Source organism: Candidatus Bathyarchaeota archaeon (genome assembly GCA_026014735.1).
Classification (GTDB): Archaea; Thermoproteota; Bathyarchaeia; order Bathyarchaeales; family Bathycorpusculaceae; genus Bathycorpusculum.
In genome coordinates, this window is the sequence record JAOZHT010000001.1 from 338233 (window position 1) to 355604 (window position 17372).

At 44.9% G+C, this 17372-nt stretch carries 19 protein-coding genes and 1 tRNA gene; 5 read left to right on the forward strand and 15 right to left on the reverse strand.

All coding sequences use genetic code 11. From position 1 onward, the window contains the following. Positions 1-241: 241 nt before the first annotated feature. Positions 242-916, forward strand: a complete 675-nt coding sequence (locus NWE93_01700; protein ID MCW3998937.1) for a hypothetical protein — start codon at positions 242-244, stop codon at positions 914-916. A 61-nt stretch (positions 917-977) separates the two neighbouring features. Here NWE93_01700 and NWE93_01705 read toward each other — a convergent pair whose 3' ends face one another. From NWE93_01705 to NWE93_01725, 5 genes are all read right to left on the reverse strand, one after another. After that, complete coding sequence (locus NWE93_01705) at positions 978-2198, reverse strand: hypothetical protein (protein MCW3998938.1); 1221 nt, start codon at positions 2196-2198, stop codon at positions 978-980. A gap of 60 nt (positions 2199-2258) precedes the next feature. Then, positions 2259-3212, reverse strand: a complete 954-nt coding sequence (locus NWE93_01710) for a phage major capsid protein (GenBank protein ID MCW3998939.1) — start codon at positions 3210-3212, stop codon at positions 2259-2261. Continuing rightward, positions 3212-3637: a DUF2190 family protein gene (locus NWE93_01715; protein ID MCW3998940.1), complete on the reverse strand. Its 426-nt coding sequence runs from the start codon at positions 3635-3637 to the stop codon at positions 3212-3214. The genes NWE93_01710 and NWE93_01715 overlap by 1 nt, the downstream gene beginning before the upstream one ends. A gap of 77 nt (positions 3638-3714) precedes the next feature. Continuing rightward, positions 3715-3927, reverse strand: coding sequence for a hypothetical protein (locus tag NWE93_01720; GenBank protein MCW3998941.1), 213 nt, complete (start codon positions 3925-3927; stop codon positions 3715-3717). Next, entirely contained in the window at positions 3928-4782 is an 855-nt protein-coding gene (locus NWE93_01725) for a hypothetical protein (protein MCW3998942.1), read from the reverse strand. A gap of 864 nt (positions 4783-5646) precedes the next feature. Between NWE93_01725 and NWE93_01730 the strand changes: the two genes are divergently transcribed. Further along, complete coding sequence (locus NWE93_01730) at positions 5647-6411, forward strand: winged helix-turn-helix domain-containing protein (protein MCW3998943.1); 765 nt, start codon at positions 5647-5649, stop codon at positions 6409-6411. Positions 6412-6490: 79 nt separating this feature from the next. Here the strand turns inward: NWE93_01730 and NWE93_01735 are convergent, their stop codons facing one another. Further along, positions 6491-6616, reverse strand: coding sequence for a hypothetical protein (locus tag NWE93_01735; GenBank protein MCW3998944.1), 126 nt, complete (start codon positions 6614-6616; stop codon positions 6491-6493). A gap of 368 nt (positions 6617-6984) precedes the next feature. Between NWE93_01735 and NWE93_01740 the strand changes: the two genes are divergently transcribed. Together NWE93_01740 and NWE93_01745 are read left to right on the forward strand one after the other, a co-directional pair. After that, positions 6985-7548: a CDP-alcohol phosphatidyltransferase family protein gene (locus NWE93_01740; GenBank protein MCW3998945.1), complete on the forward strand. Its 564-nt coding sequence runs from the start codon at positions 6985-6987 to the stop codon at positions 7546-7548. A 251-nt stretch (positions 7549-7799) separates the two neighbouring features. Continuing rightward, positions 7800-8201 carry a pyridoxamine 5'-phosphate oxidase family protein gene (locus NWE93_01745; GenBank protein ID MCW3998946.1) on the forward strand — a complete coding sequence of 134 codons (402 nt, stop codon included), beginning with the start codon at positions 7800-7802 and terminating at the stop codon, positions 8199-8201. Positions 8202-8424: 223 nt separating this feature from the next. Here NWE93_01745 and NWE93_01750 read toward each other — a convergent pair whose 3' ends face one another. From NWE93_01750 to NWE93_01790, 9 genes are all read right to left on the reverse strand, one after another. Beyond that, positions 8425-10311, reverse strand: coding sequence for a PAS domain S-box protein (locus NWE93_01750; protein MCW3998947.1), 1887 nt, complete (start codon positions 10309-10311; stop codon positions 8425-8427). A gap of 138 nt (positions 10312-10449) precedes the next feature. Next, the gene (locus NWE93_01755; protein ID MCW3998948.1) at positions 10450-11715 is read right to left on the reverse strand and encodes a terminase large subunit; all 1266 of its coding nucleotides are present in this window, start codon (positions 11713-11715) and stop codon (positions 10450-10452) included. Continuing rightward, positions 11681-11980 carry a hypothetical protein gene (locus tag NWE93_01760; GenBank protein ID MCW3998949.1) on the reverse strand — a complete coding sequence of 100 codons (300 nt, stop codon included), beginning with the start codon at positions 11978-11980 and terminating at the stop codon, positions 11681-11683. The genes NWE93_01755 and NWE93_01760 overlap by 35 nt, the downstream gene beginning before the upstream one ends. A gap of 261 nt (positions 11981-12241) precedes the next feature. Continuing rightward, positions 12242-12646 (reverse strand): GNAT family N-acetyltransferase, encoded by a 405-nt coding sequence (locus tag NWE93_01765; protein MCW3998950.1) that lies wholly within the window; start codon positions 12644-12646, stop codon positions 12242-12244. Further along, positions 12643-13392, reverse strand: a complete 750-nt coding sequence (locus NWE93_01770; GenBank protein MCW3998951.1) for an ABC transporter ATP-binding protein — start codon at positions 13390-13392, stop codon at positions 12643-12645. The genes NWE93_01765 and NWE93_01770 overlap by 4 nt, the downstream gene beginning before the upstream one ends. Positions 13393-13405: 13 nt before the next feature. Next, complete coding sequence (locus tag NWE93_01775) at positions 13406-13972, reverse strand: hypothetical protein (protein MCW3998952.1); 567 nt, start codon at positions 13970-13972, stop codon at positions 13406-13408. 2 nt (positions 13973-13974) lie between these two features. After that, complete coding sequence (locus tag NWE93_01780) at positions 13975-14319, reverse strand: hypothetical protein (GenBank protein ID MCW3998953.1); 345 nt, start codon at positions 14317-14319, stop codon at positions 13975-13977. A gap of 343 nt (positions 14320-14662) precedes the next feature. Then, positions 14663-14740, reverse strand: a tRNA-Lys gene (locus NWE93_01785). A gap of 92 nt (positions 14741-14832) precedes the next feature. Then, a complete protein-coding gene (locus NWE93_01790) occupies positions 14833-15192 on the reverse strand; it encodes a PadR family transcriptional regulator (protein ID MCW3998954.1) in 360 nt (119 codons plus the stop codon). Between the two features lie 375 nt (positions 15193-15567). Between NWE93_01790 and NWE93_01795 the strand changes: the two genes are divergently transcribed. After that, entirely contained in the window at positions 15568-17310 is a 1743-nt protein-coding gene (locus NWE93_01795; protein MCW3998955.1) for a CdvA-like protein, read from the forward strand. The last annotated feature ends 62 nt before the right edge of the window (positions 17311-17372 follow it).

Consider the following 17372-nt stretch of genomic DNA (forward strand, 5'->3'; position numbering starts at 1 on the left):
CCCTTTACTTGTGGTTCCTTGAAGCGCCGTATCGCCAATTGTTCGAGTTCATTTGGTTGCTTTTATTTTCATTTGATGCTTTTTGTTCTTGGTTGGTCACATTATTGGCCTCCAAGCTTAATTGGGCTAGAAAACTATTAGGAAAGTCGGACAGGATTCGCTAAAAAAGCCGAATTTTGCCTTTAGGCAAGCGTTATAAGCAGAATAGATAGAAAGACAAAGTCAAATAATGGGATACGCGGTGGATAATCAAAGGTTTGGAATTAAGCTCCCTGACAGGGATGTAGAAAAGGTACTTTATGCTGTTAGGAGTAGCTCTGGATTTGTTGTTGGAGTCCCAAACTCAAATCGCCATTTGACTTTAATTCCTGAAGGAGAGTCGTTATCAGTTCATTTGACCTATCCGCCCGACAAGAGAATTCATCTCGGGCGAATTGATATACCAAGTTTAGCAAAAAAAGTTCTTTCTGAGTTCATCGTTCCAACCGAAATCCCCGAACCGGCTAGGGATGATAATGTTCTATACTTCACTGAAGAGTTTTCCAATTTGTTTAATTCGCTTGAAAAGTCATTGATAAGGAAGTCAGCAAACAAAGATTTGTCCTATCTTGATATTGACGGCCTGACTTTAGCGGCACCATCGCTTTTTCAGCCGGTTGTTTCTTCACCTCAAAGATACTTTGGCAGAAGTTCGGCTTCGGATTTTCTATCTAACAGCGAGACCTCGTTTGGGCTACTTGATTATGCGATACCAGTTGTCAAATGTGACGGTGACCTTTTTCGAATGAGCTTGCCCTTCATCACCAGCCCTGACCCGATTTCATCTATGCTTGATAGTTTAGGCTTGAAGGGATTAGGGATGAATATCATAAGTGAAGATATACTCAAATGTCTGAATGTGGAACAACTTTTCTAGCTGCTCTGTCGAAGGGTTCAATGCTTAGCTCAGGATACTTCCAGATTAGGTACTTTCTCGGTCAGGGTGTTTTTGGCGGAGCGTTGTCGTCCCACAATTCCCAGCCTAAAACTTTCACTGCATTCTTGCGGAACTCATCCGGTCTAATAAGGTTCTTTTCAGCCGCAGCAATCAAATCAGAAGGAACCAACTCCGGCGTTTCGGGGCTACCATAATTCAACCTCGCCTTAGCCTTAACTGGATCAAGCCCAGCTTGAGTAATAATAGGCAAGAAAAGTTCCCGCTCCACTTGACGCTTAATGTAACGTTGAACTGGTTTTATGAGCATATCCTGCAGGTCGAGGGCTGCTCTAGCCGATGCCTCGGTAAAGCCAGGAGTGCTAAAAAGTCGCGGCAGAGGCGTTTCCAAGCCCAGATAGAACTGATTAATGATATGATCGACGTAGTAAGCAAAACCAGAGCGAGGGTCAATCGTAACAGGCTTCACATCGATTTTTTTGTTATAGAATAGCCAAGCGCCCTCTTCATCCCGATTCTTAATTGCCTGCTCAAACTGCTTGCAGGTTTGCTCATCGACACCCTCCAACATCGCCAAAACGTCAGGTCCAGCATATTTCTCAAAAATCTTGGGCATTATACGCTCGATTTTAGCTTTCATCCAAGCAACAGCCGGGCGCTTATCCGAATCAACGGTCAATGTGTGCAAAAGCACCTGCAGCAAGCCAACCCCATAGCCAGAGGGAATATCGCCGTCTAAGCGCCAGTGAATAACCGCTTCTGGCTTTAATTCCCCGTCTTGATTGCTATTGCCGCGATAGCTGCTTTTTAGCTGATAGCCTGTGACCTTGTAAGGAAGCTTTAGGTTGGGAACACTACTAAGCCCTATGCGCTGGACAGCATCGATGGGCATGCGTAAGGTTTCGGTGAGTTTGTCAGGAGTTAATTTAAGCCAAAAATCGTTCCCGCAGCCAATCAGCGGCTTAGCCATATCATTTAGCAAGCCGTCCAAGTTGACCTCTTCGCAGAAATTGTCCACGATGGCTTTGGCTTCCTTTGCCTTATCATAGGTTTCGTCCACGGTAGTGTAGAAGCCCATGCCAACTGTGGAGGCAGCCAATAGGTCCACGCTTGCCTTGCAGGTTGGGTCACGTTCATAGAGTTTCATAACATCAATTAGGGGAATGCATGAAGTGTCAAAGAATACTCTACCATTTGGCTTTGCCACGCCTGAAACAGGCGCATAATAGAGGACCTCACGGATTTTTCTGTAAACGCTACTCAATGCTTAGACCCCGAAAGATTTGATACCCAAAAAAAGGGAAAAAAACGGCGAATGCACCGCTTAAGTGATTGTCGTCTTGATGTTTGTCATTCTTGCAATGCCTTTGGAATCCAGGACGCCTAGTCCGAAGCGAGTTGTGGCTCTGACACCGTATTTGCCGTTCTTGACATCTTCCCAGTCCTCGACAGTTACGTCTCGGCGCAGAAGCATCGCGGAGGCAACACGGGTATCGATGGCGAATGCAACACCGTTGGTGACAAGTGGGCTTGAAACAATCTTCATGCCTAAAGCGCCACTAACAACGCCAGCTTCGAGGTCAGTTTGTGCGGAAGGTAAAGACTGTGCGTTTGTGAAAGTGCTATCGTTGAGGAGTTGCGCAACCTGCATATCATTTAGGGCGATAACAGTTGCTCTGCGCTTCTCAGACTTAACAGCATGCCACAAGCTAAGCAGTTTTGTCCAACTCATCACAGTACCGCCACCCGCCAAATCTGCGCCAGTAGCTAAATCAGCAGCTAAAACAGCAGTGTATAGTGCCAGAATCTTCTCGGTTTCTTTGACTCCTAAAGCGTTACCGATGTTCTGTGTTGCACGGTCCATGACGTTCCAAGATGCGTCTTCAAGGTATTCCCTGGTCCACTCGTCTGAAGAATCTGCCAGAATGTTTGCGTTGATGTCAACAGTTGAGGCTTTTTTGCCTGAGAGCCGGGTAACTGTGCCTTCAGCGTATTCGTAAGCAACTGCGCCTGCATCGATTGGGAAGCGTTCCATGGCTTCGTTGGTTGGCATTACGTTGATTATGCTACGGCCAATCATTTCGGGCCATGCAGCATCAACCATCGTATCGTGCATTCTGCCAAGAGCGCCTGACATATCGCTGAAAAAGCCTTCCTTCACGCCCAAAGCGGAATATCGCTTCAGGAATGGATGGTCGGTTTTCAGCTTGAGCTTCTCCATGACTTCTTTGAATCCGGCGTCTTTCTGCATCAATGACTCGTAAAGTTTCGGCTTCATTATCGCACCTCAATAAACAGTAGGTCAGTATCTTGCGCAGCAGTCTCTAGTGCATAGCCAAGTTTGCGGTTGAAGAAAATTGTGTATTTCGCCGCTCCGCCTTCGTCAACAGCTTGGTCGACAAGTTGAATCACTTTGCCAGCGGCAGCACTGCAAACCGCTGTTCCTCTTGTTATAGCGCCGCCAGCTGTCACTTTGACTCTGCCACGGGTTAGCACTGGGCACTGTTGACCAGTTAGAACGGTTTTTGTCGCAATTCCTATCGCGTTGTCTCCGCCTGGGCTGGTGGAAACCTTATCGTCTGCACTCAAGTAAACCGGTGAGCCTTTGGTGATGCCTGCAGCCGCTTCAAAAGATTCGATAACGGCATTTGGGTCGTCAGTTTCGCCTACAGCCATCCAAGATTTTCCAGTTAGATCAGTCATTTGAAATCAATCTCCCTGTTTTTGCGTTCACACCAGTTCGTCCTGGCGCTACTAGCCCCACACAAGTGAGCATAAAACTAAGGGCCTCCAGCTTTAGCGGCAGCCTTTTTTGGCTTCGCTTGTAGTTCCTTAACTTGGGCTTCTAACTGCTGAATTCGCTTGTACATATTGCGGACAACGCGACCAAGCATTTCGTTATGAGGTATTGCTCTGCTTGCAAATTCGATGACGGCGTCAGCTTCCGCATCATCGACTTCGTGAAGTTGTCCCTCGGCAGATTTCTCAGCCATTTACTTGCTACCTTCCATATCCTCAAGTTTATGGATAACACGCTGCAGGTCCTGACACATACGTTGAGGGCCAAGTCTCCATGAACGCTGAATCATTGGCGCAGGTAGCACTTCCTTAACCATCTTGACAGCTTCAGAAACCGGCATTAGTTTGGATGGGTTCTTGAGCAAGTCCACACCGGGTACAAGCTGCTTTAGCTGCTCAACTGTCCTGTTGGCTTCTGCAAGTTTACCCTCTGCAGCCACCAACTTACCTTCAGTTTCCGAAAGCTTCGTTTTTATACCGTCTATTTCAAGGGAATTTTTCTCGCCGATCTTAGCAGCGACTTTCTCAGCGACACTTTCAATGTCTTTTTCGTCCAACCCCTCAACTCCATTACGAAGGCTCTCTAAAACTTGGATGTTGGTTTCGGGAATACCGGGCACTGCAACAAGCGACATCTCCGCGTTATGCAATCCATGCGGCACATTCGCTGAATCAAGGGTGTCGTAGTCTGCCCCAACACTCACATGCTGAATCAAGCCATTTCGGATTTTTTCAGCAATAGTGGGGTCGTAAATCTCCGCCTCATACAGCAAGCCTTTGGTTTGAGCGTCAAAAGTGCAGTTAGTGACCTTTCCAATGGCGTTGTTAACGGTTACATGCTCAAGATAGAGAGGTGACCCGATGAGTTTAGGAGCAAAAGCCTGTAGTTCCTCAGGGGTGTAAACGTTATGGTTACGGGACATACCCGCAGTCATAGCAACGCCAGCAATCCGTAGAGGCTTGCCCTCAGTGGCTTCCAGCACTCTAAACGGCAGAATCGAAGCTATATGTTCATGCAACGGCTTGTTTTTTCCTGAACCTTCACTCAAGCGGCAACAGACCCAAATGCGGTCAACCCGGGGAAAAACAGCAAGCCCGCAGCCCCGGGGAGAGGTCAAAGCTTACCGCTTTCCCCAGAGCTGTCTACACAAAATAGCGCTATCACTAAACAGTCCTTATAAGAATTAACATATAGCTAAACGCCATTTCTGTCAAATCTTTGATAAAAACATCTTTAGATTGCTGACTTATAGTAGAGAACGCTGAAAAACTTGCTAATTTATTAGCTTGTAAACCACCGTTTCTCATCGAAGTAGGCTAGTTTTCCCACTTTTGACACTTTTATTTAAAATACAAAGGATTTTTCCCATGTAGATTGAGGACTCTATGGGGGAGTTTGCGGTGGGAGATTTCACACTTCTGGAAAGAGAACCTTTACTTTTTCTGTCACTTCAATAGCTCCCACCTGTTTGAAAATGTTGATTTTATCAGTTACATTCCAGTACTCTGCGAGTTTGCCATCAACGATGCCGTAGATATCAATAGCTTTCGATGTTATCTTTTAGCGTGCGCTTTCAAATATATAGCGCATTCCAGTACGTACCCATAACGTAGAACCGGGTTTCCAAGTAGCTATATTCTTTTTTCGAATCTTCACAAGCGTCTACGACAATATGTCCCATTTGTTTTTGCTTATACATATAGCTCACTCCAATACTTGCCCATTATGTAGAATCTGGTTTCTGTGTAGCTCGATTCTTCATTTGAAGCTTCACAAGCGTTTAGGACAATATGTCCCATTTGTTCTTGTTTATTCATTTTTTGCATGTGTTTTTCATCATCAAAACTACATAAAGCACCAATATGGATATATACCTTTAGGGAAGTAGAATATACAAAAAGAGATGTAGAAAATGGTAACTGCAACCCAAAACGAGGAGTCTATGATCGACTTATTGAATGACCTCAGGCAAGAGGTAAAGAGCTTAAGAAATGACATGAATCTAATCGAGGAATCAGTCTTAAAGCAACGCTTAAAGGCAATCGAAGAAACCCTATCCCAAAATCACCTAGTGGTCTACGCTCAGCAAAGATCTGAAAACATTAACGAAGATCTTTCACGCAGCCTTAAACCAGATTGCGATAATAAAACCAAATGCTTAGAATATTTTCAAGCAAAAATTGACGACAGCACCCGAGCAATTAAAGAATCAGGAGCAAAAAAAGCAATATCCGATATTGAGGACAAAATTGCCGAGAACGAGTTAATGCTTGAAAAAACCAGAGGTCAAAAATGCGAAGCTTGTTTTGGGAACTTCCACAAGAAACTAAAACGTGAAAAGAGGGCCTATCAAGAAATCGTTCTAGTAGAAGACATAAACAAACCCGAGAGTGCTGAGGCGTTAGATATTCAGTTTCTCGTGAACGATTTGTTTGAACCACTCGCAAATTGTTCGCGCCTTAAAATTCTCTTGTCAGTTTGTGAAGGGAAAAAGAGCTTTTCTGAATTGTCTAAAATTGTAAATCTTAAGGCAGGTCACCTGGCTTTTCATCTTAAGAAACTTGCGGATGCAAGGCTGATAGCACAGGAAGCATCCAAAGGAGATTATGTTGCTACTCAAAGGGGACTTGGTTTCATTAAGAAAATGAGTTCTTTTTCAAACCTTGACACAGTATAAATAGTCTCCAATTTACTTTCTTTACTTTATTGATTTTAATGGATTGCCGGGCATCCATCCTTCACCGCCGCTTAACTTTTTAAGTATATAGCTCATTCCAGTACTTACCCATAACGTAAAATCTATTTTCCAAGTAGCTTGATTCTTCTTTAAAATCTTCACAAGCGTTTACGACAATATGTCCAATTTGTTCTTGCTTATTCATTTTTCCACCTCTATTTCTCTTTTTATCAAAGGAATAATGGAAGATTAAGCTTTGTTTGCATGGTTCACCAGCTTTTTGGTGTCTTACACTGCTGGCATTCCACTTGTTGAGAAAACGAATGCTTTCTGGTCGGTGACTTGAATTGCTTCTGCTACTTTCTGAGTATGATTATGATGAAAAGGGATAGCACTTTATTTCCTTTTTTTAGATCGCGCGTGCGTTTATAACTCAAGTAAATGGTCGGATGGAATTCCGCTTCCCCAACGATAATTTGAGTAGGGAATTATTTTTCCCTAAAAGTATATTATGTGTCACTTATTGTTTTTCACAAAAAGGGCGACAAACAGAGCGGGTATAGAGGATACAGGATGACTACTTGCAAACCTGACCGATTAGTTACTTTATGCACAAATAATGTATGTAAGAAACGTTTGCGTTATTTACCATCGGTCATTACCAGTTTGCGGTTGTTTGCTCTGCCACTAATTATTTATTCATTGAGCATGAACATTACTGTATTCGGCGCTTTTTTCGCTCTTTTTGCCATAGCCACAGACGTTGCCGACGGCTACCTAGCCAGACACTTAGGTTTTTCCTCGCAATTTGGCGCAAATTTTGATGTTGCAGTTGATTTTGTTTTCATTGCAGGAGTATTCTACTACTTTTTATTACAAGGGCTATATCCGATATGGGTGTTTGTATGTATTATATTCATGTTTACGCAGTTTGTAATTACGAGCAAACTTTCTAAAGTATTTTATGACCCGTTAGGCAAATACTATGGCAGTTTCCTCTATGGAGCAATAGTATTAACTATTTTTTCACTCGGAACATTTGCGAATGACCTAATAGCGTTGTTACTTGCCGGTCTCACATTAGCTTCTGTGACTAGCAGAACTCTTTACTTAATAAAACGGCTTAACAGGAAATGACGCCCCTCAAAAGTACGTGGGAGTGTGGTTTATTTGCTTAAAGAGCTTCTTCTACCCTGTTAATGTCTGCTCTGAGGTTTTTGACTTCTTTTCTCAAATCGTTTAGTGCTTCAACCAAGTTATCTTGATTCAGGTCCTTACTGCTTTGTTCCATTAAACTCTGTTTTCTTTACCAGCGTTGAGTATATTTTAATTACCTAAAAGTATATAAGAGTATTTCAGTTTGCTTTCATTAGTAGGATGTGTGAATTTTGGTAAATATACCTAAAGAAGTAATGGATGTTTTAAGTGCAAGTGATTCAGCGAAAATGATAGCAACTGTAGACGCTAAAGGCATTCCAAACGTAGTTCCAATGTGGAGCTTTGTAGCAGTGGACCCCGAAACTATTGCGTTCGCAGAAGTTTTCATCATAAAAACAAAAGAAAACCTTGAAAAAAACAAGCAGGTTGCTATTGCCGTGTTCAAAGGACCAATGACAGGTTACCAGCTAAAAGGAACCTTCGGCGGTTTCCAAACAAGTGGACCAATTTTTGAAGACTTCGCAAAGAAGAGTATGGAAACCTCGAAGATGAAAATAAAAAGTGTTGGCATAATAAAAGTAGACGCAGTTTTCGCTGCTTCGCCAGGACAAGGTAGCAAAAAGTTGGCATAACCTAAACCAACACACCTTTTTCCTTTTTTTAGACAGTATTGAAAGTTTAGGACTCACACTACAGAGTAAGAAAATGGGTGAAGATTCTAAACCAGTTCTAGTAAAGTTTGTCCCGAACCATTTGATAAACCAGTTAAAAGTTTTACATTCGTCTTTTGAAGGACAAGTCAAAACTAATTACCACTGTGATTGAAAGCCGGAGGCTCAAATCCACCCTATTCCATCAAGGGTTCAATGGAAACTCGATAACGAATTTTGTTCCCTTACCCTCTTCACTCTCAAAATTTATTCTACCATTCAAAGCTTCTACCATCCGTTTGATTGACACCAAGCCATATCCTTGTCCCTTCTTCTTAGTGGTAAAAAGTGGAGTAAATAACTTCTTTTGGGTTTCCTTTGACATTCCTACTCCAGTATCTTGAACAGTAATCACCGCATTATTCGCTTGTTTTGATAATGCGACAATTAATCTACCACCATTGGGCATAGCTTGGACAGCATTGTTTATCAGATTAACCATAATACGTCTAAGGAAATCCAAATCGACCTTAACAGTGAGCGAGGGCACATTACAAATCGTTTGCTGCTCAATAGCGCTCGGTATTTGCACTGAGGAAACAGTTTCGGGTACTGCTTTGCAAATGTTAACTTGAACTAACTCAGGCTTGAGAGGTTTAGACATTTCCTGAAGGTCCCCAACGATTTTTTCAATATACACAGTTTGCTTCTCTATATCTTCGACGTTTTCTTTAATTGCCTGCCCTTGCTCAGTTATAGGAAGCTCTTCCAGTTCCATCTTTGCCAGATAAACATCGCTTGCAATGGCTTGAAGCGGATTGCGTATGTCATGACCGACCATACCCGCAACCTGTCCAATGGTTGCAAGCTGCTCAGTAGCTCTTAACCTATCAAGCCTTTCTTGGGCTATCTTTTCCAGATTATGCGAATACTTCTGAATCTTATCTTGGAGTTTTCTCAACTCAGTGATGTCTACGTTTGATTCAAAAATTTCTGCAATATTCCTACCAGTGCCAAATCTAGCAAGCCAATAGCTTCTGACAATTATAGATTTACCATCTTTAGTTCTATGCATAAGTTGTCCTGTCCAGAAGGTATCTCTTGTTAGTTTATTCATAATCTCTTCGAATGGCTCTGGAAATTGCGTTTCAAACAGCCGATGAGTCTTCTCGCCGATGGCTTCTTCTTTAGTCCACCCATAGACACGTTGAGCACCTTTACTCCAAAAAGTAATAGTACCATCTACCTTTCTCACGATAGTAGCGTTAGGGCTAAGATCAATAAGATCAGCTTGTTTTCTGATAGCTTCTTCATTTTGCTTGCGTTCGGTTACATCGTTGAGTGTTGTTAGAAGGTGCGGAGTGCCTCTGAAGCTTATAACCACTGACGAAAATTCTATAGTTATTTTCTTTCCGTTTTTATGTTTGCTTTCTATTTCCGCATTATAAACGGCACCTTTTTCAAAAATATTTTGATACATAGCCGCCGCTTTTTCCGGATCAACGTCTAATCCCAATTCGGCGGTGTTGCGACCGATGAGTTCTTCTCTGCTATAGCCATATAGTCGGAGAAAAGCGTTGTTGACATCAACAAAAGTTTGGTCACTTACACATTGAATAACCATTGGCTGTGGGCTGTCATAGAAAGCTTTAGAGAAACGTTCTTCACTAGCCCGTAGGGCTTCTTCAGCTTCTTTACGTTCTGCTATATCTTCAAAAATTTCAATTGCTCCCACTACTTTGCCGTTGTGATCCTTGACTGGAGTTGCACTACCAAGTATAGGGTAACTTTTCCCATCAGGTCGTTCAAGTGTTAACTCAACATCTTGTACATTTTCGGCGCGCAGAGCCCGATATACTGGTAACTCATTTAATGGGAAGGGTGAACCATCAAGTCTTTTTGGCTTAACCTTTGCTACGTTCTCTTCTAAGGTTTGGTGGGCTGAATTGAACCCATACAGCTCAGCAGCACGTTTGTTGACAAATGAAAACTTGCCATTCGGTGATTCTGAAATAACTATCGCTACGGGAATGATATCCAAAATAGCCCTAGAATCAATGTTTTCAATAAAACTTCGCTGCTGCTTCGTCATCAAGTTTACCAGAAAAAATTGCTACTAACAATTGATTAAATACTCATACTAAAGTACTTCGCTACTGGGTTGAGGGCGCACGCTAAAATGTGTCCCAGTCTACACCTTTTCTGTTAGGACGTCGCTATTTAGAGGGCTTCAACGCCTAACAACATACAAAAACGGCTTCTCTTCCTGTTCAAGCGGTAAACTGTATCGCAAAGCATCGGTCGCATGGTCGTTTTCCTTAACGTCTTCCCGATACTCCAACAATTCACTAATTAGATTGACGCAACGTTTACCTACAAACTGGCGGGGGTTCCCGTCGCTCGCAGGTGTTAGGCGGCTTCCAAGTTCCCGCAGCCCATCTTCACGTTTGAAAGTATAGGGCTTAGCGTCTAACCCTGCACGGCAAAGCTTCAGAATCGACTGAGGAAAGCGGGCGTCACACCAAAACGTTCCCTTCCCCCATTCTTCTTGCAATTCTTTGGCTGCCTCAGCTAATTCTTCATCTGTGGTCTCGCGTTTATAAAATTCATCTACTGCGTAGGCTCTGCCGTCAGGGTCAAAAGCGTTCACCACAATAGCGGAGGGTGCACTCCAACCGAAGTCAACGCCAAAGCTAACCCTATCAATCAACGCCTTATCGGTCAATTCCCGAATATGCTTTGAAGAGTCAAAGGGCAAGCTACCTGCGGCGACGGTGGCGAATTTGCCGTAGATGAAGCGGTCAGCTAAGCCGCCGGTGTGGGTTCGCACAATTTCTGTTAGGAATTCTTTGGGTAGGGTTGGGTTTTCAAAGATGCTCCACCGGTAAATTCGCATGTCAGGCGAATTAGTCACAGGGTTTTCAGTGATATTGTAGAGTGGGCTGCCGGGGGAATCGGTTGTCGTAGTGAGCCAAACAGCCGGGTTAATCGAAACCATACAGCGGCCACTTTTGCGAAGCCTACGCACAACTGTAAGCCATGCAGTATCGAAATGGCGGACTAGCCGTGCCTCATCGATATGCGCATAATCGACGTTTGGGCCCTCGGCTTTTTCTGGATCGTCCAGCGAGACAAACCACCATTGCGAACCGTTAAACCAATCCAGCCGCAAGTCGCCACGGTTAAAGTCCGCTACATAGGGATTTTGGGTAAACGGGTAGCGGCAACCAAAGAAGTCTTTGCTCTCCAACGTTGGGAAAAGAATGCGCTTCATCATTGGGTAAGATGGCTCAAAAATGAAGCCAACGCTCTCAGGATAATCTAGAGCCCAGCGGATGTCTTCGGCTAGTCCGCATTTTGTCTTTCCTGAACCGGTTCCACAGAGGCAGGCCCGTTGGCTATAGACGCCTTTACCAGCGTGAAAAGGAAGCTGTGCAGGATGCGGACAATACCGCAGAAAATCAGTGCCCGGCGTCAGATTCAGCTTTTGCGGCATCCTTCTCAGCCCTTTGTGCTTCAGCAAATTTGGCGTAGGCAGCCTTTATTTCAGGCGACGCCTCAAATGGCATAGCCAAACTAACCGCTGATTGAATAATCTCGGGTTTTCTCTCAATCAACCCGAGTTCCTGCCCAACCTTAATTTGCTCGACGGTAATTTTGAGAGCAGTATTTAGAGCTCCAATCTTCACAAACTTATCTTTGACACTTAGAGGCTTCTTATCATCGCTCTCAGTTAGAAGACCCATGGCTTCGCGGTTCAAGAAGTCCAACCGCGCTCGCAGAATAGACGCTAGTACCTCATCTTGTTCGAAAGCATGGACCCAGGTTTTCATCCGTTTATGGTCTTTGTAGATTACCCATTCGCTAACATGGAACTCAGCACTTAAAGTCTGTACAATAGCGCTTAGCGAGTTCCCAACGGCTAATAGCCGAAGCATTCTTTGGCGTCGCTTAAACAACTCAGGTTCCATTGGGTACCCCCATATTTTGGACACAATTGTCCAATAAAACGAAAGAAAAAGTCATGGTTTAGGCGCTCCCATATTTAGAACATACCTTAACGTGACTGTCAAACGACCTCTACTATTCGCTTTAACAAGCCCCCGGTTTATTCTTGTGTTACCTCTTCCAAAACTACCATGCCCAAACCGCTTAACCTTCCAATTCGACAAACCACGTGCAAGCTGAGGATTGCTTGTTACAATATAGAAAGGACGTTTAGTCTGCCGTGTATAGAGATCTGCCATAAAATCCAGCAGACGCTTACCTACGCCAATACCTTGATAATCGGGCAGGACAACAAGCCTGCTGACCCGATAATACTGAACCTTCATGTGCACATTAGCAACTGCAATAAACGCAATGGGTTTACCCCCATATTTGGCGACATAACACCTGACGCCAGCCCCAAGCTTTTTGGTATTCAAATAGTGATGTTCCCTAAACACCTGCCACATGGCAAGGTTGCACTTATGCACTGATAGGTTGATTGGCGGGTGACGTCGTTTTTTTTTACAACCTTAACTTGGGTTCCTGAAGCCGTTTTATGGTCCTGTAATGTGCCCGTGAAATCCCAAAAAACGTTAGCGTCCACATCATAGACCCAGTCAGGCTCAAGCCAATCGAGCACATCAACATGGCAGGTTACGGCGATAAACTGTTTCCCAGTGTGCTTGCGAACAGCGTGGCTAATCGCGTAGCTGCCAATTTGGGCAACAGTGCGATCTACCGTGCTTGTGAACTCATCGAAGACCACCAAGTTCTGGGGAAGACAAAGCGCATGGGCAATATCGACGCGCATCTTTTGCCCTTGGCTCAATACCGCATAGCTTTTCAGCCATGAAGGCGGCTCGTTAAAGCCACTACTAGACAAAGCGGTGCCGATGTCCTTGACGCTAAGTTCAGGTGGGAAATCGTTGAGAAAACACGATTCTTTATAGCGCTCGCGCAAATCAGCAAAATAAGCTTCAGGCCACTGATGACGGGCTATGCTTGTTTTCCCGCTACCGCTGGACCCTACAATAACGCCGATCTGCCAATTCAAACCCTCAATTGGAAGGCTTCCGCAGATGTGTTTCTCTAACTTGACATCTTTGAGGTCATAGGTGCCTTTAACGGCTTCTTCACGGAAAGAATTGCCAGCTTGCCACCGGTGAGTAAAATCAAAATCCAATCTGAAAGCCCTCCTAAAGGTTTAGAACCCGAACCTTCCAACTCTTGCCCTGCAACTCTTCTAGCTTGGCTTTCTGGTCGGTTTCATCCTTGCATTCCACAACTAACTCGTAAGTTTCAGGGATAATGGAAACCTTCTCGTGCTCATCCCTTAATGTTTCAGGCAGCTTTTCCCCGATCGAATCAAGAAAACATTCTAACTCTTGGCGTTGGCCTAACTCGATGATGCGCTGCCATTCCTCTTCTTCCAGTTCCTTGTTGTGCTTGCCCTTCAATTCGTTAGCGATCAATCTAAGTCGGCGTCGCTGCACGTCAGTAAGGTCTTTCATACGGTATACTGGCGCATAAAACTCTCCATGGGCAATGCAGACGCTAACCCGCTGCTCCCCATCAGTAAAAACGCCATCTTGGTTTGTTAGGATGGGGTCAGTCCAACCAAACTCCTGTAAACTTTTCCAAAGTTCTTCTTTTTGTTTGTTCGTCATCCTGTTTGGGTTGTTGCCATCCGACCGCAAAAGCCTAATGTCTTCAAGAATAGGCTTCATGAAGTCAGGTACACGCAAAGTTGTCTTAGCTTCCAAGTCTAGCAGCTCCCAACGGTTTTTTGGACAAGCCCTCTTTTAGTCGCTAAGATCCCCAGAAACTCAGCCCCAACTGCGCTGAGAAGCACACAAAGGCTCATAGGGGAAATGGCGGCGCTAGACGCCAAAGTACCGAGCCCTGTGAAAAATGTGATACCGCTGATTATAGCCGCATCCAAAACCGCGCTGGTCCAATCGAACTTTCCCTGTTTATCTCTATGACCCCGCATACTGAGGTGAATCTTGCAGACGAAGTTCTCATAGTTCAGTTTGAGCATTGCTGTATCAAACAATCCCTTCTTAGGCGTTGCCAATATAACAGTTAACATATAGTCAAGCATGCCCAAGAGCTACCCGACGCTTATGTGACCAAACGTGTCTAAAGGGGACCTTCAAAACCTCGCCCTTTCTAACCCAGCGCTTCTGCGTTACACCGACTCGAACCTGGCGTTTTCCATCCGAATATGCGCTCGTGTGCAAAAAAGTGTTTTTCGCTCGAACCTCAACTAACCCATCCTGCACGCCAGAAAGAACCTCCACGGGATAAATGCCCTTGAAGTAAAACTCAGTCATGGAGTTTTCTCCTGCAGAGCATCCGCTGTAAATAGGGTTAAATTATGGAGAATTGGCGGAAATCTACTAAAAAAGAAAAAGAAAGGGAAAAAGGACGGTACAAATGAACGTAAATATTGGCGGGTCCGACGGGAGTTGAACCCGCGACCCTCGGATTAAAAGTCCGATGCTCTAGCCTGACTGAGCTACGGACCCGCGCTTATTCGTTGCGGCTGATAGGAAAATACGTGGGGGTTTTTTAGTATTTCGTTTCTTACTTGGACAAAAAGTGATGGTTGGGGGCTTGTTTAGCCTTTGAGGATAGTGGCTAGGAAGCTTTTGATTTTTTCGTGGGAGTTGAGGATGGTTTGGATGGTTTTGGCGCCTTTTTCGGTGAGTTTGTAGACGCGTTTGCGTTCTATCCAGGCTCCTTCGACGAGGCTGTTTCTTTCCAGTGAATAGAGAAGTGAGTAGACGGTTCCTGAGCTGACGAGGAAGCCGTATTTGAGGTGGATGAATGAGATGACGTCGTATCCGCTTATGGGTCCGTTTTGGAGTTCTGCCATGATGATGGTGTCTAGGAAGCTTTTGATGACTCGTTCATGCATTTTTTTGATTATGCGTGCTTCGGATTTTTCTCCGTTTACTGTTATTGTTAACGCTACCATGTTTATACACTCACTTGGATGTTTAATCATGTTTAGATATATAAGGTTAATTCGGATTTAGAATAAACAAGTAATAACAAAGCAAAAAAATGATGATGCGCCGAGCACAGAAAACTTATCCGAAAACGTGCCGCAAACGGATTTACAGCGACCTACAGAAAACCAAAAAATACACAAAAACATGTAAAGAAAACGTGGCCCTGCCCCAAAAAAATTTACTTAACTATGACCAAAAAACCCTGAGCGCAAGGCAGCTTTTAACATCAACATATCCAAATTCAGGCGCCCAAAACGGTTTCTAATAGCTACCGATATATGTACATGTTAACAAACGTTATCTCCTATTTTGCAATAACCACTTGCGGTGCCAATAAATTGATTTCATGGAAATACACATTCAAAAAATTAAATGAAGAATACCAACTCGCCACAAAAAAGAAGCAAGCTCTAGACAACCTTTGCTCATCAGGAAAAATTTCTCAATCAACCCGTGACGCATTCACAAACGACATAGTTAAAGCAATCGAGGAAATCGAAAGGCAACGCCAAGACCTCGCAACGAAAATGCAGGCAAAAACCCAGGAACTGGAAAACCAAATCAAGACTCTGGAAATGTTGTTGGCAAACTATGAAATTCAGCATGTCGTAGGAGAAATCGACGACGAAATTTACACTCGGGAATTAACGCTCCTCTCAACTAGCCTTGAAACAACACGTAACGAGCTGGGCGTAATTAAGGATGCAACAAACCAGCTTTTTCCCGCTCCCGCAGTAGAAGCTCCAATTGCTTGTGCTCCGGTAGCTGCTGCTCCAGTCGTTGAAGCTTCAGTTGCGCCAGTAGAATCAACTCCTGTTGAAGTTCCGGTTGAAACTGCCACAATCGAACCCGCACTAGTGGAAACAGCTACAGCCGAACCAGCACCAGTTGTTGAAGTAGCCGTCGAAGCTGCAGTCGTTGAGGCTCCAGTCGAAGAAGCTCCAGCAGTTGAAGTCGCAGTTGAAGTTGCCCCCGCAGAAGCAGTTGTTGAGGCCCCAGTTGAAGCTGCCCCAATAGAAGCTCCAGTTGCTGAGGCGGCGGTGGTTGAGGCCACTGTTGAAGCGCCCGCAGTCGAGGCGGCTCCAGTTGAGGAAGCTGCAGTCATCGTTGAGGAAGCGCCAGTAGCAGTTGCCGCTCCGGTTGAAATGCCCGTTGAGGCAGTAGCTGTTGAAGCTCCCGCAGTTGAGGAAGCCCCCATTGAGGCTCCAGCTGAAGCAGTCATAGTTGAAGAAGCAGTAATCGAAGCCCCAGTTGAAGTAGCCCCTGAAGCTGTAGCTGTTGAGGCTCCAGTGGAAGAGGCAGCGCCGATTGAAGCTCCCGTCGAGGCAGCCCCAATCGAAGCTGCACCCATCGAGGCTCCAGTAGAAGTTGCCCCCGCCGAAGCGCCAGTTGAAATCGCCCCCCAAGAAACAATCGTTGCAGAAGCCGCCCCAGTTGAAGCTGCTCCAGAGGAAATCGTGATCGAAGCTCCCGCAGTTGAGGAAGCCCCAATTGAAACGCCAGTGGCTGAGGCAGCCATTGTTGAAGAAGCTCCAGCTGCACCTGCTGAAGAGATCTTGGTAAATCAAATCGAGGCAGAAGTAGCTGTTGCTGAGCCAGCAGTCATTGAAGTTCCAGTTGAGGAAGCCGCTGTCATCGTTGAGGAAGTTGCCCCAGTTGAGGAGGCTGCAGTTGAGGTTCCAGTAGTGGAGGCCCCAGCAGTTGAGTCTGCCCCAGTTGAGGTTCCCGTCGAGGCTGCTCCAATCGAGCAAGCACCCATCGAAGCCCCAATCGAGGAAGCTCCCGCAGAAATCGTTGCACCCGAAGTAATCGTAACCGAAGCAGCGCCAGAGCCAACTGTTGAAGTTCCCCTGCAGGCATTCGAAGTCACTGAGCATGCCTCCGTCGAAACCACCCTTGAGAAACTGATGGAACAGGCAATTGAAGACCAACTTGTTGAACCAGTCGTCGTGGAGGAGGCCCACATTCCAGCCCACCCTTTAGAAGCGCCCACGGAGGCGCCTTCCGAAGAAGCGGCGACCGACGAGGCCGACCAAACCCCCCCAGCAGAAGAAAGCGAAGAAGACACAACTAACCAATAAGCTAACTTAGCTTCTTTTTCTTTTTTGTTTAATTTCTCTTTTGTTTTTATTTGATTAGTTTT